Below are 25,319 nucleotides of genomic sequence, written 5' to 3'. Positions count from 1 at the left end.
CATGATGTACCAGGTGCCCTTTATGCCTCCGTCCAACGATCTGCCGGTCTTCATCAGGGATCATTACTGCAGCGGACACTGAAAATTCCCAGGCCAACCGAGGATATCCTCTGGTGAAGGATCTCGACGGGCTTGTTGGGAACTCAGGCAACAGCCGGTAGGGCCGGAATCGCCTGAACCAGTTGCTTGATCTTTGGAATACAGGAGCCGCAACGCGTGCCACAGCCCAGTGAAGACTTGAGTTGTGCCAGCCGTTCGTCGGGCGAACCGTCGCATGCGGATAGCTGCTTGCTGATGCTGGCCTCGTCCACATTCATGCATGCGCATACCTGCGGCGATCTGGCCGGCATGGCGGCGGGCGGCTTCCTGCCCGATGACAGCAGCAGACGGCCATAGGTTTGCACCGATTGCTCATCACGCAGAACCGGCCCCAGCCACTGGCCCGCGCTGGCATCTCCGCAGAGTAAAAAGGCATCGAGCCGTGGCTCCCCCGCTTGGCGCGCTACCACCATGGCCCGGCTGCACTGGCGGCGCGCATCTGCATAGCGCATGGCCTGCGGCCCATCGAGCTGCAACAACCGATGCAGACGCGCCAGCACTTCGGCGGACGGTGCCTCATAGGCCGCCGCGCGAAACTGCACGCCGGTGCGGCCTTGGCTTGCGTGTTCCAGCGAGACAGTGCGGCCGAAAAGCACGCAACTGGCAAAGTCGAACTCGGCCATCAACGCTGCCAGCGCCTGGCGAACGGACTGCACCTGCGCTTCGCCCAACCAGGCCATGCCCAGGCACGTCCAGGGCAGTTCTGCCTTGAGCAACTTGACGGCCACGTGCTTGAGCTCGGGTTGCTTGGAGCGCGGGCAGCGCTCGGGCGTGGTCAGCGCATTGACGCCGGCCAGTTTCTGGCCCCGGGAGCCCATCCCGCTCAGATGCATGCTGCCCCAGTGCATGGGCACATAGAGCTGCGCGGCCTGCAGCCCTGGATCCGCCTGCACGGGCAGGACGATGGCGCCATAGCGGTTGGAGACATGGACTAGATCGCCGTCCTGCAACTGCAGCCGCTGCATGTCCTGTGGGTTGACCTGCAGCTGCGGCTCGCTCGCATGCGCAAACAGACGCCCCAGCTGACCAGTCCGCGTCATGCCGTGCCACTGGTCGCGCAGGCGGCCCGTGTTGAGGCTGAAAGGATGGCGTGCATCACGCGGTACGGCCACTGCCTGCCAGGGCTGAATGTCAAAACGGGCTCGACCGTCGTCGGTTGCAAATATTCCATCACCGTACAAGCGCTGTTTGCCGTGGCTTGCTCCGCTGGGCATGGGCCATTGCTGCGGGCCCCCTGCCTCCAGCAAGTCCCAGCTCAGACCCGTGATGTCCAGATCGCGACCGCGCGTGCTCTCGCGGTGCTCGTTCCAGATGGCTTCGGCGCCCGCTGGCGGGTTCTCCGTGTCGTAGGGAAACAGCGTGGGCTGCCCCAGGCGCAAGCGCTGCTCCAGGCGTTGCGCCAACTGCACGCCGATCTGCCAGTCATGGCGCGCCGCCCCTGGCGCGACAACGGCGGCCCGCACGCGGGAGATGCGCCGCTCGCTATTGGTCACCGTACCCAGCTTCTCACCCCAGGTAGTGGCAGGCAGCAGCCAGTCGGCATAGGCCGTGGTCTCGGTCACGGCGAAGGCCTCCTGCACCACGACCAACTCGGCCCGCTCCAGCGCCCGGCGCACCATGGCCTGCTCGGGCAGGCTCTGCGCGGGATTGGTGCAGGCGATCCACAAGGCTTTGATCTGTCCGTCGGCTGCGGCTTCGAACATCTCCAGTGCGGATTTTCCGGCTTGTGCAGGCACGGCATCCACGCCCCAAAGCCGAGCCACCTCGGCCCTGTGCTCCGGATTGCCCATATCGCGGTGCGCACTGAGCAGATTGGACAGCCCCCCCACCTCGCGCCCACCCATGGCATTGGGTTGGCCCGTCAGCGAAAGCGGCCCCGCGCCGGGTTTGCCGATCTGGCCGGTAGCCAGATGCAGGTTGATCAGCGCCGCATTGTTGGCTGTACCGCTGCGGCTCTGGTTCAGGCCCTGGCAGTACAGGCTGAGCGTGGGTAGTCTTGGCTCACCAGGCTCTTGTGCACCACCCCATGCCATCCAGCGTGCCGCCCGGTACAGGTCTGCCGGCGGCAGACCGCAGATGGCGGCAACCCTCTCGGGCGTAGCCTCGCGCACCAGTTCCTTGAGCTGGGCGAATCCACTGGTGTGCTGCGCAATGAAGGAGCTGTCCGTCCAGCCTTCCCACAGCATGATGTGCAGCAGCCCATGGCACAGCATCACATCGCTGCCCGGCTGCAGCGGCAGGTACAGATCCGCCAGCTCGGCGGTTTCCGTACGGCGCGGGTCGGCCACGATGATCTTCAGGTGCGGGTTGTGAACCTTGGCCTCTTCCACGCGCCGGAACAGAATCGGGTGTGCCCAGGCCATATTGCTGCCCGTGATGAACATGCAGCCCGCGAGGTCGATATCAGAGTAGCAGGCAGGCGGCGCATCGGCCCCCAGCGTGGCCTTGTAGCCCGCCACGGCACTGCTCATGCACAGGCGGGAATTGGTGTCGAGGTTGTTGGTTCCCAGCAGGCCTTTGACCAGTTTGTTGAAGACGTAATAGTCCTCGGTCAGCAGCTGGCCGCTGAGGTAAAAGCCCAATGCATCGCTCCCATGCTCGGCGTGAATCCGGGCCAGGTGCCCGGCCAGCTCGCCCAGTGCCAGATCCCAGCTTACGGCCTGCGGCGCCGCAGTGCGCTGCAACCTGCGCATGGGTTGCAGCAAACGGGCCTGTTGGGCATAGGCAGGTGCGGCCGTCAGATGCAAGGTGCTGCCCTTGGTACACAGGCGCCCCTGGTTGGCGGGGTGATCGATGTCCCCGCGCACGCCGACAATCTGCAGCCCATCGGACTCGATGACCACGCCGCAGCCGACACCGCAATAGGGGCAGGTGGATTTGGTCTCACGCATGGAAAACCTTCAGTCAAATTGCGCCGTGGCGCTTATCACAAAAGCGCAATCAGCTATCTAATAAATAGCAAACAAGGCGCTAGACAGAAGCACAGGGGGATTTGCCTGCACAATGCGCGGGCCCTGCATGCGGCCGGGTCTGCTCCAGCGCGCGGCTGGCCAGTTCGTCGGCCCGCAACTGCACCTCGCCGTCCTGCACCCGCACGCTGAAGTGCGGCGTGCAGCCCTCGTCGGGCTCCGCAGCTTCACCCGATCGCAGTGCAATGGTCCAGTTGTGGAGTGGACAGGCTACGCTGCGGCCGAACACAATGCCTTGCGACAGCGGACCGCCTTTGTGCGGACAGCGGTCCAGCAGCGCAAACACCTCGTCCTCTGCATTGCGGAACACTGCCACATCCAGGCCACGGGCGCGCGCCACCCGGCGGGCCCCCAGCACGGGGATGTCGTCCATCATGCAGATAGAAATCCATTCACTCATTTCGGGCTCCTCGGTGGTTGGCTCAGGCGCTGTCTCTTGCCGTTTGTGCAGCCGTCAATGGCTGGAACTGCCGCACATCCACGGCTGCCTTGTCGGTCTCGAACCAGGGATCGGGCTCGCCCTCCAGGGCGAACTGCAGTTGCTCCCACAGCACCTTGCGGCCTTCGGCATCATCCAGAATGCGCTTTTTCACATAGTCCAGACCCACCCGGTTGATGTAGTGCACGGTGCGCTCCAGGTACCAGCCTTCCAGGCGATACAGCTGCATGAATGCACCGGTGTACTCCATCACCTCGTCGGCAGTCTTGAGCTTGGTGAAGAAGTGCGCGACCTCGGTCTTGATGCCGCCGTTGCCGCCCACGTACATCTCCCAACCCGAGTCCACGCCGATGATGCCTACGTCCTTGATGCCGGACTCCGCGCAGTTGCGTGGGCAGCCGCTGACGGCGAACTTCACCTTGTGAGGTGCGTACATGCGCCACATGGCACGCTCCAGGTCCTTGCCCATCTGGGTGCTGTCCTGCGTGCCCATACGGCACCATTCGCTGCCCACACAGGTCTTGACCGTGCGCAACGCCTTGGCATAGGCATGGCCGCAAGGCATGCCGATATCGTTCCACACGCCCTGCAGGTCTTCTTTCTTCACGCCCAGCAAGTCGATGCGCTGGCCGCCCGTCACCTTCACGGTAGGTATCTGGTATTTGTCCACCACATCGGCAATGCGGCGCAACTCGTCGGCCGTGGTCTCACCGCCCCACATGCGCGGTATCACGCTGTACGTACCGTCCTTCTGAATATTGGCGTGGCTGCGCTCGTTGATGAAACGGCTTTGCGGGTCGTCCCTTGCCTCCTTGGGCCAGGTGCTGATCAGATAGTAGTTGACAGCCGGGCGACACGAGGCGCAGCCATTGGGCGTGCGCCATTCCATGAAGCGGAACACGGCATCGGTGGTCAACAGCCTGTGCTCACGAATCGCGTCGCGCACGGCTTGGTGGCCGTGGTCGGTACAACCGCACATGGCCTTGGTCTTGGGCGATGCGGAATAGTCGCCGCCGGCCGTGAACATGATGATCTGCTCCACCAGCCCGGTGCAGGAGCCGCAGCTGGCACTGGCCTTGGTGCGCTTGCGCACCTCTTCCAGCGTGAACAGGCCTTTTTCCTTGATGGCCTTGCAGATGGCTCCCTTGGTCACGCCGTTGCAGCCGCACACCTCGTCGCCATCGGCCATGGCGGCGGCCTTGTTCTGGCCCTGGTGGCCGGTATCTCCTAGATTGGACTCGCCAAACATCAGCTTGTCGCGGATATCGGCCACGCTGCGGCCTTCGCGCAGCAGCTTGAAATACCAGCTGCCATCCACCGTATCGCCATACAGGCAGGCGCCGACCAGCTTGTCATCCTTGATGACCAGCTTTTTGTAGACTCCCGCATAGGGGTCGCTCATCAGAATCTCTTCAGTATCGCCTCCGCCCCGGAAATCGCCCGCCGAGAACAGGTCGATGCCCGTGACCTTGAGCTTGGTCGAGGTCAGCGACCCCAGATAGCGGCCGATGCCGAATTCCGCCAGATGGTTGGCCAGCACCTTGCCCTGTTCAAACAGCGGCGCCACCAGCCCATAGGCAGTCCCCCGGTGCGCAGCACATTCGCCCACTGCGTAGATGCGCGGGTCGGTCACAGTCTGCAGCGTGTCGCTGACCACAATTCCGCGATTCACATGCAGATGCATGGATTCAGCCAGCCCCGTGTTGGGACGTATGCCGACGGCCATGACGACCAGATCAGCCGGAATCTCGCTGCCATCCTGGAAGCGCACCGCGCGCACGCGGCCGCTGGCGTCACCCAGCAATTCCTGCGTCTGCGCATGCATGCAGAACTGCATGCCTCGCTCGGAGAGCGATTGCTGCAGCATCTGGCCGGCCCGATCGTCAAGCTGGCGCTCCATCAGCCAATCCCCCACATGCACAACCGTCACCTGCATGCCGCGTTTCATCAGACCGTTCGCGGCCTCCAGTCCGAGCAGGCCACCACCGATCACCACCGCATGCCTGAGTGTCTTTGCCGCCTCGATCATGGCCTCGGTGTCGGCAATGTCCCGGTAGGCCAGTACACCCAGCAGGTCCTTGCCGGGAATGGGCAGAATAAAAGGGTTGGAGCCCGTTGCCATGATCAGGCGATCGTAGCCAGCACTGGCTTCTTCGCCCTGGGCATTGACCGCATGCACCGTACGACGGGCACGGTCCACGGCTGTCACGGTATAGCCTGCGTGCAGCAGAATGTGATGGTCCTGGTACCAGGCCCAGTCGTTGAGCACGATATCGCTGAGCGTCTGCTCCCCGGCCAGCACCGGCGACAGCAGAATTCGGTTGTAGTTGGGATGCGGCTCGGCGCCAAACACCGTGATGTCGTACAGATCGGGAGCAATGGCCAGCAACTCTTCCAGCGCGCGTACACCCGCCATTCCGTTGCCAATCATGACCAGTTTGGATTTTTTCATCTCAGTCCCCGTGGGCTTGGGAAAAAAAAGACGTCTGCGCGTTGCATGACCGGCATGAACGCGTAGACGTCTTTGTCCTTGGACTCCGGCGCAACCTTGCACCTTCACCCTGTGGCCCACCTTGGCCACGCCCAACAACATGCAATTGCCATGCCAGATCTGCCATCCCGAAAACCACACGCCCTGAGATCGCACGCATGCGCCTGGGCCCATCCCTTTTTAGGCCATGGCTCCCGGGCTTGCATGCACTGTTTTCGTGCCTGCGCCCTTTCCTGCTGTGCGAAAAACGCGCATGGCGCCCGAAGGCGCCATGGGGCGGGATGGGATCAAGGCTCAGACCACCTTCTCCACATGACCCTGGCGGGTGTAGAGAAAATCGATCACTGCCTTGCGATAGCTTTGATACTGCGGACTTTCGGCCAGCTCTACCCGGTTTCGCGGGCGAGGCAATTCCACATGCAGCACCTCCCCAATCGTGGCTGCCGGCCCGTTGGTCATCATCACGATCTTGTCGGACAGCAGCACGGCTTCGTCCACATCGTGCGTCACCATCACCACTGTGCTATGCGTGCGCGCCACAATCTCCAGCAATTCATCCTGCAGCTTGGCACGCGTCAGCGCATCGAGAGCGCCAAACGGCTCATCCATCAGCAACACCTGGGGCTCCATGGACAGCGCGCGCGCAATGCCCACGCGCTGCTTCATGCCGCCCGATATTTCGCCGGGACGCTTTTGCGCAGCATGGGTCAACCCAACCAGGGCCAGCGCCGCGTCGGTGCGCTCGGCCAGCTGCGCCCGGGTTTCGCTCCTGGCAAAGACACGCTCTACGGCCAGGTGCACATTGCCCCAGCAGGTCAGCCAGGGCAGCAGCGAATGGTTCTGGAACACCATGGCACGCTCGGGCCCTGGGCCCTTGATTTCCTTGTTGGCGCACAACAGTGCTCCGTCCGTGGGCATGGTCAGGCCAGCAATCAGATTCAGCAAGGTGGACTTGCCGCAGCCCGAATGCCCGATGAGGCTCGCGAACTCGCCCTTGGCGATATTCAGATGGATGTCGCGCAGCGCCGGAAACAGCCCTTTGGCAGTCTTGAAGGTCTGCTCCACGCCATGGATCTCGATGTACTTGGCGGACCGCGATCCATTCATGATTTCACCTCTTCAAACGTGAAGGCCGAAGCCAGCTTGACCAGTGCCCACTCCAGCACCAGGCCCACGATGCCGATCACAAAGATGGCAATGATGATGTTCTTGACGTTGAGGTTGTTCCACTCGTCCCAGACCCAGAAGCCTATGCCCACGCCGCCGGTCAGCATCTCGGCGGCCACGATCACCAGCCAGGCCGTGCCCACGGCCAGACGAACACCCGTCAACATATAGGGAAGCACGGCTGGAAACAGAATGGTGGTGGCGATCTTCCATTCCGACAGGTTCAGCACCCGGGCCACATTCATATAGTCCTGGGGCACACGCTGCACACCCACAGCGGTATTGATGACCATGGGCCAGATCGAGCAGATGAAGATGGTCCAGATGGCCGCCGGACTGGCGCCCTTGAACACAAGCAAGCCGATCGGCAGCCAGGCCAGCGGCGAGACCGGACGCAGCAGGCTGATCAGGGGATTGAACATGCGCGAGAGAAAACTGAAGCGCCCGATCAAAAAACCCAGCGGAATGCCCGCCAGCGCGGCCAGGCCGAAGCCGAGAGCCACGCGCTGCAACGAGGACAGCACGTTCCAGCCCACACCCTGGTCATTGGGGCCGCTGCGGTAGAACGGGTCCCTGAACACCTGCACAGCCTGCTCCCAGGTCTCCGCCGGGGAAGGGATGCTCTTGCCGGTGCTGCTGGAAACCAGAGACCACAGCCCGACCAGCAGTGCCAGCCCCAGCACCGGGGGCAAGATCCGCGCAAACAGTGGTTCTGTCCATTGGCGTAACGGGCTGGGCGCCACAATGGCCGAAGCCGAGGCTTGCGCTCTGCGTTTGGTATCTTTTTCCACATCAGACCTTATGTGATCTTCGCCAATAGCTATCTTTTTTGAACCTTCAAGCAGCGCATCATTGGCCGCCTGGGCGGCCAGTTGCGAATCGTGAGAGGGATCGGATTCGAGCGGTGAATGGAATACGGCACTGACCATGGTGACTCTCCGGCGGGGTGGCGGCCTCAGGCCTTGATCTTGAAGCTGTCTGCGTACTGGGCCGGGTTCTTGCCGTCCCAGACCACGCCATCGATCAGCTTGCTGCTGCGCATCGGTTCCTTGGGCACACTGACCTGGAGTTGGCTGGCAGCCTGCTGGTAGAGGTCGATGCGATTGATCTGCCGAGCCACGGCCAGATAGTCGGGATGCGACTTGAGCAGACCCCAGCGCTTGTGCTGGGTCAGGAACCACATGCCATCGGACAGATAGGGAAAATTCACCGCCCCATCGTTGAAGAACTTCATGTGGTTGGGGTCGTCCCAGGTCTTGCCCAGACCGTTCTGGTACCGACCCAGAATGCGCTGGTTGATCGCGTCAACACTGGTGTTGATGTAGGACTTCTGGGCCACGGTCTCGGCCATCTTCGTCTTGTTCTGCAGGCTGGCATCAATCCAGCGGCCAGCCTCCAGAATCGCCATCATTACGGCACGGCAGGTATTGGGGTTCTTCTGCGCGAACTCGCCCGTGGTGCCCAGCACTTTCTCGGGGTGGTCCTTCCAGATGTCTTGCGTGGTGTTGGCCGTGATGCCAATGCCATCCATGATGGCGCGGTGGTTCCAGGGCTCACCCACGCAGAAGCCATCCATGTTGCCCACGCGCATATTGGCCACCATCTGGGGCGGCGGCACAGTGATCAGCTTGGCTTCGGACAAAGGATTGATGCCCGCCGCCGCCAGCCAGTAATGCATCCACATGGCGTGGGTGCCGGTAGGAAAGGTGCCGGCAAACGTGTATTCGCGCTTTTCCTTGCCCATCACCTTGGCCAGGCTGGGCCCATCTACCGCGCCCTTGTCTGCCAGGGCCTTGGACAGGGAAATCGCCTGACCGTTGTTGTTGAGGTGCATGAGCACGGCCATGTCCTTCTTGGGGCCGCCCACGCCCAGTTGCAGGCCATAGACCAGACCATAGAGCACATGGGAAAAATCCAGTTCGCCATTGACCAGCTTGTCGCGCACGCCAGCCCAGCTCGCCTCCTTGCTGGGAATGATCTTCACGCCGTATTTCTGATCGAGCCCCAGCACCGAGGCCATGACCACGCTGGCGCAATCGGTCAGCGGGATAAAGCCTATCTTGACCTCTTTCTTCTCCGGGGCGTCGGAGCCCGCAGCCCAGGCGCCATGGTGACCCAGTGCACCATACAGCGCTGCGCCGCCAGCCGCACGCAGGAAATCACGTCGGCCGCCAATGAATGCGGGCTCCAGCTTGGAATTCGTCGACAAAGCAAGGCGTTGGCTCATGAGAAAACTCCATCAAGAATCGTGGTGAAGGCGATCCAGAAAACAAAAGGCGCCCTTCCCTCCTCGGGTGAGAGGAGAAAAGGACGCCGTTGTCCCAGGTCGCTCGTAGTTACGCTTTCAGCGCGACCGCCTTTGGTCTGCTGTACAGCAACAGTCATGCACAAACCATGCCAGTGCTTTCTCAGAGGAGAAGACTGGTTTCAGCGCCGATCTGGCCCAAATTTGGTGCGGCGCAGCAATCGCGGGACTGTCAAAGCGATGAATTGGTGCTGGCAGGCAGCAGTTCCAATGTGGCCAGAATGGCATCGGCCACATCAAGCATGCGCCGGTTCTGGTTCATGGCCGTCTGGCGAATCAGCTTGTAGGCGTCGCCCTCGCTAAGCTGGCGGTAGTTCATCAGCACGCCCTTGGCCCGCTCTATCGTCTTTCGTTCCTGAAGCGTCGCGCGTGCCTTGTCGATCTCGGCCTGCATATCCTGCAGGCGCATGGATTGCTCCTGTACCAGCGAGACAATGCTCTTTTCGAGTTGCAGCCCATAGGCGCCTTCTGCAGGCAGGGTGGCTGCAGGCTGTCTTGCCCCCAAAAATGCCTCCGCAGCTTCAGCACGCGTCTGCGGCTGCCTCTCCAGCAACTGGCGCTGCTGGCTCAGCGCGGCACTGGCCAGCTCACGCTTGCGCAGGCATTGAACCTCCAGCTCCTGGGCCAGAAACGCCTCAATCTGGTGCATGGCATCGAGCCGGCTGGAACAGGCCTCAAACCAGGAAGCGCTCAGACCCTGCTCCAGTGGTACGCCATCCCCGGCCGTGCAGCCCATGCGTCGCAGCCGCTCGATCACCGTCATATCGGGGCAGGCCCCGCATTGCAACTGCCATCGCTCCCTTCCTGCCAGACTCGCGAAGTCGGCAAACACCTGAAAACATCGCTCCTGCGAATCGATCAGGTGCAGCCAATGGCGCTGACGCTCGGTGTTGCCAATCCCTTCTGTAAACGCTGCGACCCCAGTGGCACGCTCCTGCCCGGCCAGTTCCTTGCCTTGCATGAAATGAAACAGCGCCACCAGCAACTTCGCGATGTCGGGATCGCAGGCGCTGTCGGCGGCCTCGAACACCACGGTCAGGCAGGCGGCAATCATGCGGATCAGCGCCTGTGTGCAATCTTCGGCGCTCAGTTGCAATGCATCCCGCTGACGACGCAGCAACGGTAGCGCTTCAAAGCCCTCAAGCGCACTGGCGATCGCATTGAACAGCCGCGCGCCATGTGCGCCCGGCAGGCGCTCACCCAGCTCATCAAGCACCAGGCAGACCCTGCCCATGACCGCGTCTACATGCGGGCCATGCTCCAGCAAGCTTTGACGTGCAAACGCTCCACCACTGAACAGATACATATTCGAGAGTCCGCGCTCCTTCTGAAGCGCGTGGACCAGCTCTGACATGCTCGCCACAAGGCTGCTGGCACCGCTGATCTGCTCCAGCGCAGCCATCTCACTTTGCCGGGCAGCGATCAGATAGTGCAGAGGCGTTTTCATGGGGCATGTCTTTATCAGCATTTCAAACCTGTAAAGTTGCACAATTCATGCCATTTTTGAATTAACGGATCTTGCCTAGCCAAGCGACATCAGTCGCGAACAATTCGAGATCATCAGGCCACTGCTGGAGAGCGCGCACTTGATTGTGGACGCGCAGAGCGCAAAGAACACGGATACAGCGGCCCTGAAGAGCTATGACGCGGGCAAGAAGGTATCGGGCATCAAGCGCCACATTGCAATAAATACGCAGGGTTTGCCGCATGCAGTAGCCGTGACCACCGCTGAGTTGGCGGATCGCAAAGGAGCGAGCTGCACAGCTTCAAGGTCATGCCCAAGCGCTGGATCGTTGAGCGCAGCTTTGCCTGGCTGGGCAAGAACAGGCGGCTATCGAAGAACTGCGAGCGGCTGCTCCATACCAGCTTGCAGTTCGTCCATCTGGCCTTCTTGGATCTGTTGCTCAAAAGAATTTGAACAAACGCCTAGAACTCCAGGTTGTCAATCAGGCGCGTACTGCCCAACCGAGCAGCGCCAAGCGCCACCAGCGGAACATCTGGTATCGGCCCCGTTTGCGGTGGCACACGAAGGCTGTCGCGCTCGCGCACGGTGAGGTAGTCCGTTGCCCAGCCTTTGTCGTGCAGCAGCTTCGCTGCTTCAGCTTCCAGATCGACAAGCTGACGGTGACCCGCGCGTGTGCTGGCCGCCAGTTGCTGCAGGGCGCTTGAAAGCGCACCAGCTCTCTGGCGCTCCTCAATGCTCAGATAGCCGTTGCGCGAACTGAGCGCCAGGCCATCTTCTGCGCGTGCGGTTTCTACGCCAACGATCTCAATCGGCAGGGCAAACTGCTGCACCATGCGGCGCACCACCAAAAGCTGCTGATAGTCTTTCTTGCCAAATACCGCAAATCCGCCACCTGTCGATCCGAAGACACAGGCAAATAGCTTCATCACCACCGTGCAGACGCCGGTAAAGAATCCCGGGCGAAACTCGCCTTCGAGAATGTCCGCGATCTGCGGATCAGGCAAGACCTTGAACACCTGTGGCTCAGGGTAGAGATCGAGCTCGCGCGGCGCGAACAGCACGTCGCAACCTGTCGCTTCCAGCTTTGCACAATCTGCCTCCCAGGTACGCGGATAGCTATTGAAATCCTCATGGGGCAGGAACTGCAGCCGGTTGACGAAAATGCTCGCAACAGAGACGTCCCCAATCTCGGCTGCGACGCGAACCAGTGACAGGTGGCCCTCATGCAGATTTCCCATGGTGGGTACAAATCCAGGCCTGCCACGTTGTGCCAGGGCTGCGCGAAGTTCAGGGATGGTCTGTGTGATTTGCATGGTAGTGGCTCAATCGTTTCGCACTGATGAAAATGAAAACTGGAAAAATCACCAGGCATGGAGCACATCGTCTGGAAATTTCCCTTCCTTGACGGCGCGCACATAGGCCTCGATGGCGCCTCTGACCGAGCCTGCGTCCTTGAGAAAATCACGAACAAATCTGGCGTTGTTGCCAAGGTTCACGCCGAGCATGTCGTGCATCACGAGCACCTGCCCTGCGGTACCGCTACCTGCGCCGATGCCAATCGTATGGCAGCGCTGCAGGGCCTGCGTGAGCTTGCGCGAGAGTTCGGCAGGCACCATTTCGAGCACAAGCATGGATGCCCCGGCATCCTGAAGCTCCAAGGCCTGTTCGTGCAGTGCGGCTGCGGCCATAGCGTCGCGGCCCTGTACGCGATAGCCCCCCAGCGCATGCACGGTCTGTGGCGTGAGGCCCAGGTGCGCACATACAGGAACGCCGCGTTCAACCAGAAATTGCACCACAGGCGCGGTCCAGCCGCCTCCTTCCAGTTTGACCATGTGCGCACCGGCCTGCATCAGGCGCGTGGCGCTATGTATGGCTTGCTCGGGGCTTGCGGAATAACTGCCATAGGGAAGATCGGAGATCAACCAGGCGGTTCCTTGGGCACGATGCAGACCTCGCGCCACGCACTCGGTGTGGTAAGCCATGGCGTCCAGCGAAACGCCGACGGTGCTATGCAATCCCTGGCACACCATTCCCAGGGAGTCGCCAACAAGAATGCACTCCACGCCAGCCGCATCTGCGATGGCGGCATAGGTGGCATCATAGGCAGTGATCATGCTGATCTTCTCGCCCGCCTCCCGCATCTGGTTCAGACGAGGCAGGCTGATGGGCTTGCGCCGAGGTAGAGGGGAAGCGGGAGGAATCGTGCCGTAAGGTGTTCCACCGGTGGTGCTGACAGGGATCGACATGGCGTCTCCTTGTGTTCCTTGCTCGAAGTTGTCGCGAGTATAGGGGACTTGCCCGAGACAGTTCCTACAGATCTGAATCTGTCCCAGTTTCAGGGAAGCTGATTGGTTCAAGCCAAGCCACCACAACCGTGGTCTGATTGACGAGTTGTACTTTGATGCTTTGCCAATCTCCGTTTCCCAGCCTGAAGAACATTGGCACCACCAAACCGCCTCCGGGCGTTTTTTCTCACAGTGCTCAGTACAGACAGCCAACGACAAAGCCTGCTGCCGCTGGCCTTTTTTACCCTTAGTCGCTGCGAAACCCTATCCTGCCTAACACTTGTTCAAATAAGCACCCCCTAGGCCACCATATGTCGAATCTATGATTGCGCTGATCCCAACTGTCGCACCTCGGCTCACAGGACTCACCATGCTAAGAAAAATCCTTGACCATTGGCTAACGTATGTAGTGGCCACGCTGCTAATACTCGCTTCCGGTGTACACAGCTACTTGCAACTAGTAGCCTATGAAGCTGGAGAGCGGGTCGTGATGAGTGGCCGTCTTTTTTGGCTCTATCGACACTTTGGGAAAGGGGTTGATGTCGCGCTGACTTTGCTGCTGGCGGCACTTTTCATATGGGCGGCCTGGTTCAAGTATCGCAATCGCCAGCAATAAAGATAAAACCGCCCGCACGGCGTTAAGCAACGCAGGGCTCTAGGCAAGTTCCGCGAACTTCAAGACCATCCGAGCGACCCAATCCTGCTTCCCAAAGTCCATGATTTTGCCCTTCTGAGGTCAGATCACGGCATCTTCAAGAGGCTTGGAGTCATAGCAATAAGCGTGATGCAGCTCGTGCCCATCAAAACACTCACGCGTATCAGGGCCGATGTGGCCCTGACCTGAAGTAAGGTGGCGTCTCTCCTCCTGCCTTACGACTGATCATTCTCCAGATACAAGAAAGATCTAGCGCAAAGAGCGCTGTGGCCCTCTGTAGCAGTGATAGTGCAGATCAAAAATAGTGCAGATCAAAAGGTCGGCAATGGATTGCGGAATACTCTAGAACCTGGCGTGTGTTTGCATGGCTACCACTTCCTGCCTCAGCCAGTTGCCAATATCAATGGCCGCATTTCTGCTCAGGCGAGACGACGGAGCCACGAAACCCAGGGCAGCTTCGCCGCTGACCCCAAAGGAAAAGCGAACGCCCACGCCTCGCACGCCCTTGCCGTGGATGTGCGAGAAGCCTTGTTTCCGCCCCTCTTCCACCCATCTGCGCAGACGGGCAAGTGTCATCCGGTTCTTCAGATACTCTTCTTGAAAGCGCTCGTAATGCGCCAGCACTTCGCCATCGCCCATGTGCGAGAGCATGGCGAAGCTCGGCACACCCAGGCCCAGCAGGCGGATGCCGCCCACAGTTTCGCTGAAGGTTTTGACTGGTCGCGAACCAGCTTCCATATGCAGGCAATGGCTGTAATCACCCGCCCGCGCGACGAGAAACAAGGGCTCATCCACGCGACGAGCAAGGGACTTCATCAAGGCCGTGTATTGCCGCACCAACGGAGGCCGAGGCATGCTGGCCTGGCCCAGGGCATAGGCTTCCAGACCCAGACGATAGCCTTCGGTGCGCGCTTCTCGGTGCACCAACTGGTGCCGCTCCAGCGCTTTGATCAAGCGATGCACGGTGGTGCGATCCAGCCCCGCCCGCTGCACCAGCGCCGGGATCTTGATGCCTTCTCCATGTTGGGCTGCCACCAGACTCAATAGCTCTAGGGCGCGATCCACACTTTGGGCACCATGGGATCGGCCTGGGCCGCTTCCATCTGCGGCTATTTGCTTAGCTTTCGTCATGGCTACATAGTGCTCCTTCACAGGCACTGACACCCTCGGGCAATCCCTGATTTGTGCACATAGTGCACAAAACCTGCTTTTTCGTTTGTCTTGTCGAACCGCATCTTTTTCAATCACGGACAACACCATTGATTGCCCTTGCGCAGCTTTCCCCATGACACCGTTTGACACCCGCATTCAAGTCCACAGCCCGGAGTACGGGCTGCAGCGCTCCGGCATGCTCGCACTGATTGAGCAGTTGCAGGCACTGGAGCAGCGTGCGATGCACAAGTCTGCCCAGGCCAAGGCCACCTTTGCCAAACGCGGCGCATTGCTCCCCCGCGAGCGCCTTGCTCACCTGCTCGATCCGCTTGCGCCGTTTCTGCCGCTGTGCAATCTGGCAGGCTATGGCATGGACAGCGACGACCTGGATGCAACCATCCCTGGCGGCTCTCAGCTTGCCGGCATCGGCATCGTCAATGGCGTGCGCTGCATGGTGGTGGCGACCGACTCGGGGATCAACGCCGGTGCGCTGACCGAAGCGGGCAACCAGAAGCTCATGCGCTGCCAGGAGATTGCACTGGAGAACAAGCTGCCCTTCATCCATTTGGTGGAATCGGCCGGCTCCAACCTGCGCCAATACCGGGTGGACAAATTCATCCGGGGCGGCGGCATGTTCTACAACCTGGCCCGCATGTCGGCGGCCGGCTTGCCGGTCATCACTGTGGTGCACGGATCATCCACCGCAGGCGGTGCCTATATGCCGGGTCTGTCGGACTATGTGGTCATGGTGCGCGGTCAGGCACGTGCATTTTTGGCCGGACCGCCTTTGCTCAAAGCTGCCACCGGCGAGATTGCCAGCGCCGAAGACCTGGGCGGCACCAATATGCATGCGGCTATCAGCGGCCTGGCCGAGTACGTGGCCGAAGACGATGCCCACGCCATTGCCATCGCTCGCGACATTGTGGGCAGCCTGAACTGGGATTTGGCCCTGATCGGCAGCAACACCGTTGCCCCACGCCTGGAGCCCGAACAATTGGCAGGTGTGATGGTGCTGGAGCACAAAAAGCCCATGGACATGCGCGAAGTGATTGCCCGCCTGGTGGATGACTCGCGCTGGATGGATTTCAAGCCCGACTATGGCCCAGCCACCATTTGCGGCCATGGCCGCATGGACGGGAGTGTGGTCGGATTCATCAGCAACAACGGCCCGCTGGACCCGGCAGGTGCCACCAAGGCTGCTCAGTTTATTCAGTTGTGTAACCAAAGCCAGACGCCAATCGTCTTTTTGCAGAACACCACGGGTTTCATCGTGGGCAGAGCCTCGGAAGAGGCCGGCATGATCAAGCACGGCTCCAAGCTGATCCAGGCCTTGTCGAACTCCACCGTGGCACAGGTCACCATTTACTGCGGTGCCTCGTTTGGTGCTGGCAACTACGGCATGTGTGGCCGTGCCTTCAAGCCGCGTTTTTGCTTTTCCTGGCCAAACGCCCGCACAGCGGTCATGGGCGGCGAACAAGCGGCGGCCACGCTGGAGATTGTCGAGCGCGCCAAAGCAGAGCGAAAAAATGAGCCCGTCAACGAGGCTGCGCTTGCGAAGCAAAAGACGGAAATCGTCACCCACTTCGACAAACAGGCCAGCGCTTTCTATACCAGCGGCCATCTGCTCGACGATGGAGTGATTGACCCGCGCGCTACCCGCGATGTGCTGTTGTTCGCACTGGCCACCATCCGCGAGGCTGAGCAGCGACGTCTTCGCCCTCTCTCTTTTGGTGTGGCGCGCTTCTGATGCTGCCATCACTCCTTTGACTTCCAGGAATACACCATGCTCTATACCGCCGAACACCATGAACTGATGGCCAGCCTCCGTCGCTTTGTGACCAATGAGATCGACCCGTTTGTCGACGAATGGGAAGCCAACGAGATTTTTCCCGCCCACGCGCTTTTCAAGAAGATGGGGCAATTGGGTTTTCTGGGTATTTCCAAACCTGAGGCCTACGGTGGTCTGGGCCTGGATTTCTCCTATGCCTTGGCTGCTGCCGAAGCCATAGGACATGCCAAGGCCCAGGGCGTCAGCATGGGTGTTGGCGTACAGACCAATATGGCAACACCCGCGTTGGCGGCCTTTGGCTCCGACGCGTTGCGCCAGGAGTTTCTGGCCCCCGCCATTGCGGGTGACGTGGTCTGCAGCATCGGTGTCTCCGAGCAAGGCGCGGGCTCCGATGTCTCGTCGCTCAAGACCACGGCGCGCCGCGATGGCGATGACTACATCATCAATGGCTCCAAGATGTGGATCACCAATGGCACCCAGGCCGACTGGATCTGCCTGCTGGCCAATACCTCGGAAGGCTCGCCGCACAAGAACAAGTCGCTCATCATCGTACCGCTCAAAGAGAAAGGCCAACGTGCCAAGGGCATCAGCGTGCAGAAGATCAAGAAGTTCGGCATGTGGTCTTCCGACACCGCACAGATCTTCTTTGACGACGTGCGCGTGCCCGTGCGGCACCGCATTGGCGAAGAAGGCATGGGTTTCATCTACCAGATGAAGCAGTTCCAGGAAGAGCGTCTGGACGGTGCAGCCCGCCGCCTCGCCAGCATGGAGCTGATCCAGGAGACCGCCGACTATCTGCGTCAGCGCATCGCCTTTGGCCGCCCGCTGCTGGACAACCAGTTCATCCAATACAAGCTGGCCGAGCTCAAGACCGAGATTGAGGCCTTGCGCTCACTGGTGTACCGCGCCACCGCCGCCTATGTGCAAGGCGAAGACGTGATCGAGCTGGCATCCATGGCCAAGCTCAAGGCAGGACGCCTGGGCCGCGAAGTGGCCGATTGGTGCATGCAGTTCCAGGGCGGCATGGGCTACACCTGGGAGAACCGCGTCTCTCGGGCCTATCGCGACTACCGCCTCGGCTCGATCGGTGGCGGGGCCGACGAAGTGATGATGATGGTGATTGCCCGCAAGATGGGATTGATGGATTTCAGCGTCTGAGCCCGCGCCCTTCCGCCCAGCCATACCTGAAAATTCCATGAACCACTACAACCACTTGCGAGTGAACCGCGTCCAGGACGTGCTGTTCGTCACCCTGCACTGCCCAGAGACCCGCAACGCGCTCTCGCCTGAAGTCACGGCCGAGCTCTACCAGGTGAGCACGCTTGCGCAAGCCGATGCAGCCCTGCGCGCCATCGTGCTGCGCGGCAGCCAGGGCTTTTTCTGCGCTGGCGGCAATATCGGCAGCTTCCAGTCCCGCCTTGATGCCCACCAACAGACGGAGCCAGCGCAAGACCCCATTGCAGCCCGCAACCGCGAATTCGGCAAGTTCCTGGAGCTGTGGTCTGCCTTGCCCATCCCCATCATTGCTGCGGTAGAAGGCGCTGCCATGGGCGGCGGCATGGGCCTGGCCTGTACGGCTGACATCGTCCTCGCCACCGAAGACGCCAGGTTCGCGCTGACCGAAACCGCCCTGGGCATCATTCCTGCACAGATTGCCCCCTTTGTGGAAGCTCGCCTGGGCCGGCGCAACGCCTTGCGCCTGGGCTTGTTCGGTGAGCGTGTCAGCGGGAAGCAGGCCGTTGCACTGGGCCTGGTGGATGAGCTGGTACCCGATAGTGACGCGCTGGATGAGCACCTGGCGCTATGGCTCAGCCGCATGTGTCGCTGTGCTCCTGGGGCCAACCAGGCGCTCAAGCGCTTGTTTGTCCGTAGCGACCCCGTCCAGCCTTTGCCTCAAATGCTGGATGTTGCCGCCGAGTCCTTTTCGGCCTGCATGCGCAACGAAGGGCCGGAAGGCATTGCCGCCTTCAAGGAAAAGCGCCCCGCACGCTGGCATGCCAGCTTCAACGCCGAGCAGATTCGCCAAGCCCAAGGCAGCGATCAAGCAACGCCCGCCACTCCCAATACCTGAGCCGCCTATGTCCGTCACCAAACAAATCCGCCCCTTTCACAGCGTGCTCATCGCCAACCGTGGCGAGATTGCACTGCGTATCATTCAGTCCGCACGCCTGCTGGGTTTTCGCACGGTGGCCATTTATTCCGACGCCGACCGCGACAGCCCCCATGTGCAAGCAGCTGATGCCGCTGTCTGCGTGGGCGCTGCACTGCCGCGTGAGAGTTACCTGAACATCGAAGCCATTCTGGCCGCAGCCCAACAGGCGGGAGCCGATGCGGTCCATCCGGGCTACGGCTTTCTGGCCGAGAACGAAGACTTCGCCAACGCCGTAGACCAGGCTGGTCTGGTCTTTATCGGCCCGACCGGCGCAGCCATCAAGGCCATGGGCAACAAAGCCCGCGCCAAGCAGTTGATGATGCAAGCGAATATGCCCTGCATTCCCGGCTACCAGGGTGCCGACCAGGCAGATGCCGCCTTTGTTGCAGCGGCTCTGCAGATGGGCTATCCCGTCATGGTCAAGGCTGCGGCAGGTGGCGGCGGCCGGGGCATGCGCCTCGTTCAAACGGCAGCAGATCTGCCAAGCGCTCTGGCATCGGCACGCTCCGAGGCTTTGCAGGCCTTTGGCAGCGCAGAACTGATTCTGGAGAAGGCCATTCTGGCCCCGCGCCACATCGAGATCCAGCTGCTGGCCGACAGCCACGGCCATTGCATTCATCTGGGCGAGCGCGACTGTTCCATCCAGCGCCGCCACCAGAAGGTGATCGAAGAAGCACCCTCCACCGCAGTCACCCCAGAGATACGCCAGCGCATGGGCGACGCTGCGGTCAAGGCCGCCCAGGCGATCGGCTACATCGGCGCCGGAACCATGGAGTTTCTGCTCGATGCCCATGGTGACTTTTTCTTCATGGAAATGAACACCCGCCTGCAGGTTGAGCATGCAGTGACCGAGGCCATCACCGGCCTGGATCTCGTGGCATGGCAGTTGCGCATCGCTGCCGGCGAGGCACTCGACTTGCAGCAAAGCGACATCGGCATCCACGGCCACGCGATTGAAGCCCGACTCACAGCCGAAGATGTGGCTGCAGGTTTTCTGCCACAGACAGGCAAGGTCCTGTACTGGCAGGCACCCAATGCAGCCACTCCTGCTTCACTGGCCACGCATCTGCAGCCTTTGGAGGTGCGCGTGGAGCAGGCATTGCGCAGTGGCTGCACCATCAGCCCCTATTACGACTCCATGATTGCCAAGGTTGTGGTGCATGGCAGCAACCGCGAAGAGGCGCGGCGCAAGTTGGTAGCCGCCTTGCAGAACTGCGTGTTGCTCGGGGTACCCAGCAACCAGCATTTCCTGGTCGAATGCCTGCGCAGCCCTCAGTTCACCCAAGGCAAGGACATCCACACGGGCTTTGTGCAGCAGTATATGGGCCACTGCCTGGCAGCTCCACCAGTGGCCTGTGCTCGCAGCCTTGCTTTCGCAGCCTTGGCGCTGTTGGCTCGCGCCCCTTCCAGCAGCCATCTGCAACGCTCCCCAGCCGTGCTGGAGCTCGCCGTTGGACAGCAACGCTGGCGTGCCGAGGTACAAGCCATGGGTGACGCCTGGAAGATCAGCCTGAACGCCCCCGAGGCACAAGCTGGTGCCGATGCACTGGTTTTCCTCCTGCGCGATCTGCGCTGGTTCGACGCCGAGCACCAGCACTTCCAAGTGGAGTGCAATGGCCTGGTAGAAAAGGCCATCGCCGTGCGCGACGGGCTGCAACTGGAGCTGTTCCATGCCGGACAGGCCTGGCACATCGAGCAAGCCGATGCACACAAATCCAGCCATGCCGTGCAGAGCGGCGGCGCAGTCACCGCACCTCTGACCGGCCGCGTGGCTGCCGTGGTGGTGGAGCTAGGTCAGACCGTCAGCCAGGGCCAACCACTGGCAGTGCTGGAGGCCATGAAGATGGAACACAGCTTGACGGCCCCCATCGCCGGCCGGGTGGTGGAGTTGCATGCCAGCCCCAACACCCAGGCCACCAAAGGCAGCCTGTTGCTGCGCATCGAGGAGCTCGCATGAGCACCGCACCCTCCTCTGCCAGCCGCAGCGTCCGCATCGGTGGTGCCAGCGGATTCTGGGGTGACTCCAGCATTGCCACACCCCAGTTGCTGCAAGTGCCAGGGTTGCAGTACCTGGTATACGACTACCTGGCCGAAACCACCATGGCCATCCTGGCGCGGGCCCGCAGCAAGAACCCAGCGCTTGGCTACGCCACTGATTTCGTCAGCGTCGCCATGGCTCCCCATCTGCGTGAACTGCACACCAAAGGCATCCGGGTGGTGTCCAACGCGGGCGGGCTCCACCCCATGGCTTGCGCCCAGGCATTGATCCAGGAGGCAGAAACCCAGGGCCTGGCGCTGAAGATCGCGGTTGTCACGGGTGACGACGTGAGTGAGATCTTCACCACGCTGCGCCAGCAAGGCCTAAAGGACATGTACACCCACGAGATGCCGCCCGAGCAGTTGAGCTCTGCCAACGCCTATACCGGGGCGCAAGGCATTGCACAAGCTCTGGCCATGGGGGCCGATATGGTCATCACCGGTCGCTGTGTGGACAGCGCCGTGGTGGTAGGCGTGCTGGCCCATGAGTTTCAGTGGGCCTGGGACGACTGGGACCGCCTGGCCGCCGGCACCTTGGCAGGCCATGTCATCGAATGCGGCGCGCAGGCGACCGGCGGCCTTTTCACCGACTGGCATCTGGTGCCGGACTGGGCGCATATGGGTTACCCGGTGATCGACTGCGAGCCGAACGGCGCTTTCACACTGAGCAAGCCAACAGGTACGGGCGGGCTGATTCATCGAGGCGCCGTCTCGGAACAGATTCTGTACGAGGTAGGCGACCCCGCCTGCTACCTGATGCCCGATGTGACTTGCGACTTTCGCCAAGTCACGGTGCAGACCATCGACGCCAACAGGGTACGAGTGCAAGGCGCCCGAGGCCAAGCGCCTACGGCGAGCTACAAGGCCAATGGCACCTACTTGGATGGCTACCAGTTGCAGGTATTGATGGCGATACGCGGTTTGGACGCACCGGCCAAGGCCCGCAAGACCGCGGATGCCCTGCTCCAGCGCACCCGGGAGCAATTGGCCGGCCAAGACCTGCCCGACTATTCGGAAACCTGTGTGGAACTGCTGGGCAGCGAATCGCTCTACGGGCCCAATGCTCGGCCGCTGCCTACGCGTGAAATCATCTTGCGCATTGCTGCACGCCATGCCATGGCCAAGGGCCTTTCATTTCTGCAACGCGAATGTGCGTCCGCAGGCACCTCGATGGGGCCGGGCACCCGCTCCTCCTTTTCTGGGAGGGCAGATATTCAGCCTGTTTTCAAGGTCTTCTCCTTCCTGGTTCCCAAACAGCTGGTTTCGATGACGGTCACGCTCCAGGGAGAGTCGAAACAGCTGATCGCTGCGCCCACGATTACCGAACCATCCTCTGCGCCACACCACGCCCTGGCTACTGCGGCGCTGACACTGAATGGCGAGCGTGAGCAAGTCGAACTGGTTCGCATTGCCTGGGCACGCAGTGGCGACAAAGGCGATGATGAAAACATCGGCGTGATTGCCCGAACCCCCGAGCTCTATCCTGTATTGCTGGAGCAGTTGACCACCGCGCGGGTCCTGCAGTACTTCAGCCATCTGGTGCAAGGCACTGTCCAGCGCTACGAAGCACCTGGCCTGCATGCCGTCAACTTTGTTCTGCACAACGCCCTCGCCGGCGGCGGCGTGTGCAGCCTGCGCTCAGACCCTTTGGGCAAATCATTTGCACAAATGCTGCTGAGCATTCCGGTTCTGGTCCCGCGGCATCTGCTTCTGGACTGAAATTCTCTTTTCACGACAACCATATACCCCGAGGAGACAACATGAACCAAGTATCAGCAACACCAGCGCAGCGGCCTGCGGCAACAGCTTTGGCAACCGGCAAACGAAAAGGCTTGGGCATTCGCCTGACACAGATGGCCCTGGTGCTCTGCGCCGCCATCGCCGTCCCCTACGCCATGGCGCAAGAAAACTATCCCAGCCGCCCGATCCGCATGGTGGTGCCCTATACCGCTGGCGGTGTCTCTGACACAGTGACGCGCCTGGTCACCCAGAAGCTGTCCGAGCGCCTGAAAACACCGGTAGTGGTGGAGAATCTGCCTGGCGCCAACGGCCAGATCGGCTCGCAGAATGTGGTCCGGTCCACCCCCGATGGCTACACATTGCTGGTCGTCGTGGCAGGCCACGTGGTAAACCCCAGCCTATACCCCAAAATGAGCTTCTCACCGTTGACCGACCTGACCGGCGTGAGCCAGTTTGGGCATATCCCGTTGCTCATGGTGTCCAGCGCCGCACTGCAACCCAAAACCCTGCCTGAATTTGTGCAATGGGCCAAAGCCAACCCTGACAAGGCGAGCTTTGCCTCCAGCGGCACGGGCTCTGGCGCGCATCTGGTTGGGGAGCTGTTTGGACAGGCTGCCAAGGTCAAGCTCACACACATCCCCTACAAAGGCATGGCTCCTGCCTTGACCGACATGTTCTCTGGCCAGGTAGCCATGGCGTTCGACTCAGTGCAAACCATGATGCCGCAGGTCAAGGCCGGCAAGCTGAACGCACTGGCCATCACCAGCGAAAAGCGCTGGCCCAGCATTCCCGACGTACCCACCATGAGCGAACTCGGTTACCCGAGCATGACCGGTGGCAGCTGGATCGGCTTGCTCGCCCCTGCCAAAGTTCCCAGCGCCATCATCAACAAACTCTCGGCTGAACTGCAAGCGGCCATCGACTCTCCGGACGTGCATGCCAAGCTCATAGAGTACGGCATCGACCCCGTCGGCGGAACGCCCGCCCAGTTCAACAGCTTTATGCACAGCGAAGCCAAGCGCTGGGCACAGGTCGTCAAGCAAGCCAATATCCGCCTGGAGTAAGCACCATGTCTGCCATTTTGCAAAACATCAAGGTGCTCGACCTCACACGCGTCATCGCTGGCCCCCTATGCACACAGCACCTTGCCGACATGGGAGCAACCGTCTACAAGATCGAAAAGCCCAATGACGGCGACGATACCCGTCGCATGGGGCCTTTTCTCCCGGACGAGGATGGGAAAGACAGCAACGATTCGGCGCTGTATCTGGCCTATAACCGCGGCAAGCACTCGGTCACCATCGACATCAGCCAAGCCCAAGGAGCCGATCTCGTGCGCCAATTGGCGGCGCAATGCGATGTGGTGGTCGAGAACTACAAGGCGGGTGGGCTGAAAAAATACGGGCTGGACTATGCAAGCCTGCAGAAGATCAAGCCCGATCTGGTCTATTGCTCGCTGACCGGCTTTGGACAGACGGGCCCGATGGCCCAGCGGCCTGCATACGACTTCATCCTGCAAGGCATGGCTGGCATGATGAGCACCTGTGGTCAGCCCGAAGGTAGTGCAGGTGCAGGGCCGATGCGAACCTCCATCCCGATCACCGACGTGGTTACAGGGCAGAATGCAGCCATCGCGATTCTAGGAGCGCTATTCCACCACCAGCGCACAGGCGAAGGCCAATACATCGACTGCGCCATGATCGACTCGGCCGTCGCGCTCAACGGCCATCTGGCCTTGGGATATTTGATGACCGGCAAGAGCCCGGAGCGCGTTGGAAACACCAACCCTATAGCGTCACCGTCCGAAGTTTTTGCCTGCGCCGACGGACAGCTCATCATTGCAGCGGGCAACAACGCACAGTTCAGTGCCTGTTGCCAAGTACTGGGCATGCCAGAACTTGCAAAGCAAGCCGAGTTCGCGACCAATGCCAGCCGCGTAGCCAACCGCGACAGCTTGCGTTCCGCCATGGCCGAGGCAGTTCTCAAGCATTCTCGATCCGTACTGCTGGATGCCTTGGAAAACGCAGGAGTCCCCTGCGGCCCCATCAATGACATGGCCCAGGTTTTTGCAGAACCCCAAACACAACATAGAGCGCTGGCGCTCACCTTGCAACATGGAAGACAAACAGACATTCCAACGCTACGCAGTCCACTCAACTTTTCCCGGACGCCTGTCATGCATCTAACGCCCCCTCAACTGGGAGCTCACACCGTACAGGTTCTTCAAGAGGTACTGTTGCTGCCACCGGAGGCATTGGCGAGCCTGGCGAAATCAGAGGTCATTTGACCCTCCTCCCATACATGGAGGAAAGGAAAGCCATGACTGAACTGCCCCTGGCCAGGGGCAGTTCGTACAGCCTCAAACGGTACCGCTACGACAACCGTCAAATGCGCGAGCTTGGGCAAATCCGGGCAATACGCCCCGAGAAACCCAGCCCCTTGTTGCATTTTAAATTTTCGCAATCTCGCGCACATCTAAAGGGCTTTGTTGCACAAATCCGGGCCGCAGCGGTAGTAGGCTCGGATGATGAGTGAGACGAACTGGGGTCGGCGCAAGTACCGCACCACAAACTG

The 25,319-nt window shown here is 60.9% G+C and carries 19 protein-coding genes and 1 pseudogene; 10 read left to right on the top strand and 10 right to left on the bottom strand.

Going from position 1 to position 25,319, the window contains the following annotated elements:
* Window positions 1–143 precede the first annotated feature (143 nt).
* The 7 genes from ABIE32_RS20580 to ABIE32_RS20550 form a co-directional block, all read right to left on the bottom strand.
* Window positions 144–2,990, bottom strand: coding sequence for a molybdopterin-dependent oxidoreductase (locus tag ABIE32_RS20580; protein ID WP_429018978.1), 2,847 nt, complete (start codon window positions 2,988–2,990; stop codon window positions 144–146).
* A gap of 79 nt (window positions 2,991–3,069) precedes the next feature.
* A complete protein-coding gene (gene nirD, locus ABIE32_RS20575; protein WP_429018975.1) occupies window positions 3,070–3,468 on the bottom strand; it encodes a nitrite reductase small subunit NirD in 399 nt (132 codons plus the stop codon).
* A gap of 22 nt (window positions 3,469–3,490) precedes the next feature.
* On the bottom strand, window positions 3,491–5,959 hold the full coding sequence (gene nirB / locus ABIE32_RS20570) for a nitrite reductase large subunit NirB (protein ID WP_429018973.1): 2,469 nt from the start codon (window positions 5,957–5,959) through the stop codon (window positions 3,491–3,493).
* A gap of 333 nt (window positions 5,960–6,292) precedes the next feature.
* A complete protein-coding gene (locus tag ABIE32_RS20565) occupies window positions 6,293–7,105 on the bottom strand; it encodes an ABC transporter ATP-binding protein (RefSeq protein WP_429018970.1) in 813 nt (270 codons plus the stop codon).
* A complete protein-coding gene (gene ntrB, locus ABIE32_RS20560; protein ID WP_429018967.1) occupies window positions 7,102–8,094 on the bottom strand; it encodes a nitrate ABC transporter permease in 993 nt (330 codons plus the stop codon). Before ntrB ends, ABIE32_RS20565 begins: the two co-directional genes overlap by 4 nt.
* Window positions 8,095–8,120: 26 nt before the next feature.
* Window positions 8,121–9,392: a CmpA/NrtA family ABC transporter substrate-binding protein gene (locus tag ABIE32_RS20555; RefSeq protein ID WP_429018964.1), complete on the bottom strand. Its 1,272-nt coding sequence runs from the start codon at window positions 9,390–9,392 to the stop codon at window positions 8,121–8,123.
* Window positions 9,393–9,642: 250 nt separating this feature from the next.
* Complete coding sequence (locus ABIE32_RS20550) at window positions 9,643–10,917, bottom strand: nitrate- and nitrite sensing domain-containing protein (protein WP_429018962.1); 1,275 nt, start codon at window positions 10,915–10,917, stop codon at window positions 9,643–9,645.
* 130 nt (window positions 10,918–11,047) lie between these two features.
* Between ABIE32_RS20550 and ABIE32_RS20545 the strand changes: the two are divergent.
* Window positions 11,048–11,388, top strand: a pseudogene (locus tag ABIE32_RS20545) (transposase); the annotation flags it as partial.
* A gap of 8 nt (window positions 11,389–11,396) precedes the next feature.
* On the opposite strand, the gene panC reads toward ABIE32_RS20545, so the two are convergent.
* Together panC and panB are read right to left on the bottom strand one after the other, a co-directional pair.
* Complete coding sequence (panC, locus tag ABIE32_RS20540; protein ID WP_224149317.1) at window positions 11,397–12,248, bottom strand: pantoate--beta-alanine ligase; 852 nt, start codon at window positions 12,246–12,248, stop codon at window positions 11,397–11,399.
* A 48-nt stretch (window positions 12,249–12,296) separates the two neighbouring features.
* Window positions 12,297–13,181, bottom strand: a complete 885-nt coding sequence (gene panB, locus ABIE32_RS20535) for a 3-methyl-2-oxobutanoate hydroxymethyltransferase (protein ID WP_429018959.1) — start codon at window positions 13,179–13,181, stop codon at window positions 12,297–12,299.
* Window positions 13,182–13,542: 361 nt separating this feature from the next.
* On the opposite strand from panB, the gene ABIE32_RS20530 reads away from it, so the two are divergent.
* Entirely contained in the window at window positions 13,543–13,836 is a 294-nt protein-coding gene (locus ABIE32_RS20530; protein ID WP_429018957.1) for a hypothetical protein, read from the top strand.
* A gap of 381 nt (window positions 13,837–14,217) precedes the next feature.
* Here the strand turns inward: ABIE32_RS20530 and ABIE32_RS20525 are convergent, their stop codons facing one another.
* Window positions 14,218–14,940, bottom strand: a complete 723-nt coding sequence (locus ABIE32_RS20525; RefSeq protein ID WP_429018955.1) for an IclR family transcriptional regulator — start codon at window positions 14,938–14,940, stop codon at window positions 14,218–14,220.
* A 220-nt stretch (window positions 14,941–15,160) separates the two neighbouring features.
* On the opposite strand from ABIE32_RS20525, the gene ABIE32_RS20520 reads away from it, so the two are divergent.
* Genes ABIE32_RS20520 through ABIE32_RS20485 form a run of 8 tightly spaced genes read left to right on the top strand, consistent with a single transcriptional unit; the run spans window position 15,161 to window position 25,280 of the window.
* Window positions 15,161–16,774, top strand: a complete 1,614-nt coding sequence (locus ABIE32_RS20520; protein ID WP_429018952.1) for an acyl-CoA carboxylase subunit beta — start codon at window positions 15,161–15,163, stop codon at window positions 16,772–16,774.
* Window positions 16,775–16,810: 36 nt separating this feature from the next.
* Window positions 16,811–17,974, top strand: coding sequence for an acyl-CoA dehydrogenase family protein (locus tag ABIE32_RS20515; RefSeq protein ID WP_224149322.1), 1,164 nt, complete (start codon window positions 16,811–16,813; stop codon window positions 17,972–17,974).
* Between the two features lie 37 nt (window positions 17,975–18,011).
* On the top strand, window positions 18,012–18,887 hold the full coding sequence (locus tag ABIE32_RS20510) for an enoyl-CoA hydratase/isomerase family protein (protein ID WP_429018949.1): 876 nt from the start codon (window positions 18,012–18,014) through the stop codon (window positions 18,885–18,887).
* Window positions 18,888–18,894: 7 nt separating this feature from the next.
* Entirely contained in the window at window positions 18,895–20,925 is a 2,031-nt protein-coding gene (locus ABIE32_RS20505; RefSeq protein ID WP_429018947.1) for an acetyl/propionyl/methylcrotonyl-CoA carboxylase subunit alpha, read from the top strand.
* Window positions 20,922–22,724: an acyclic terpene utilization AtuA family protein gene (locus ABIE32_RS20500; RefSeq protein WP_429018944.1), complete on the top strand. Its 1,803-nt coding sequence runs from the start codon at window positions 20,922–20,924 to the stop codon at window positions 22,722–22,724. The genes ABIE32_RS20505 and ABIE32_RS20500 overlap by 4 nt, the downstream gene beginning before the upstream one ends.
* A gap of 41 nt (window positions 22,725–22,765) precedes the next feature.
* Window positions 22,766–23,809, top strand: a complete 1,044-nt coding sequence (locus ABIE32_RS20495) for a tripartite tricarboxylate transporter substrate binding protein (RefSeq protein ID WP_429018941.1) — start codon at window positions 22,766–22,768, stop codon at window positions 23,807–23,809.
* A gap of 5 nt (window positions 23,810–23,814) precedes the next feature.
* Window positions 23,815–25,032: a CaiB/BaiF CoA transferase family protein gene (locus ABIE32_RS20490; RefSeq protein WP_429018939.1), complete on the top strand. Its 1,218-nt coding sequence runs from the start codon at window positions 23,815–23,817 to the stop codon at window positions 25,030–25,032.
* Window positions 25,033–25,064: 32 nt separating this feature from the next.
* The gene (locus ABIE32_RS20485) at window positions 25,065–25,280 is read left to right on the top strand and encodes a hypothetical protein (protein ID WP_429018936.1); all 216 of its coding nucleotides are present in this window, start codon (window positions 25,065–25,067) and stop codon (window positions 25,278–25,280) included.
* The last annotated feature ends 39 nt before the right edge of the window (window positions 25,281–25,319 follow it).

The organism is Comamonas sp. 4034 (genome assembly GCF_050434545.1).
Classification (GTDB): domain Bacteria; phylum Pseudomonadota; class Gammaproteobacteria; order Burkholderiales; family Burkholderiaceae_C; genus Comamonas; species Comamonas odontotermitis.
This window is presented reverse-complemented; position numbering and strand designations above follow the sequence as displayed.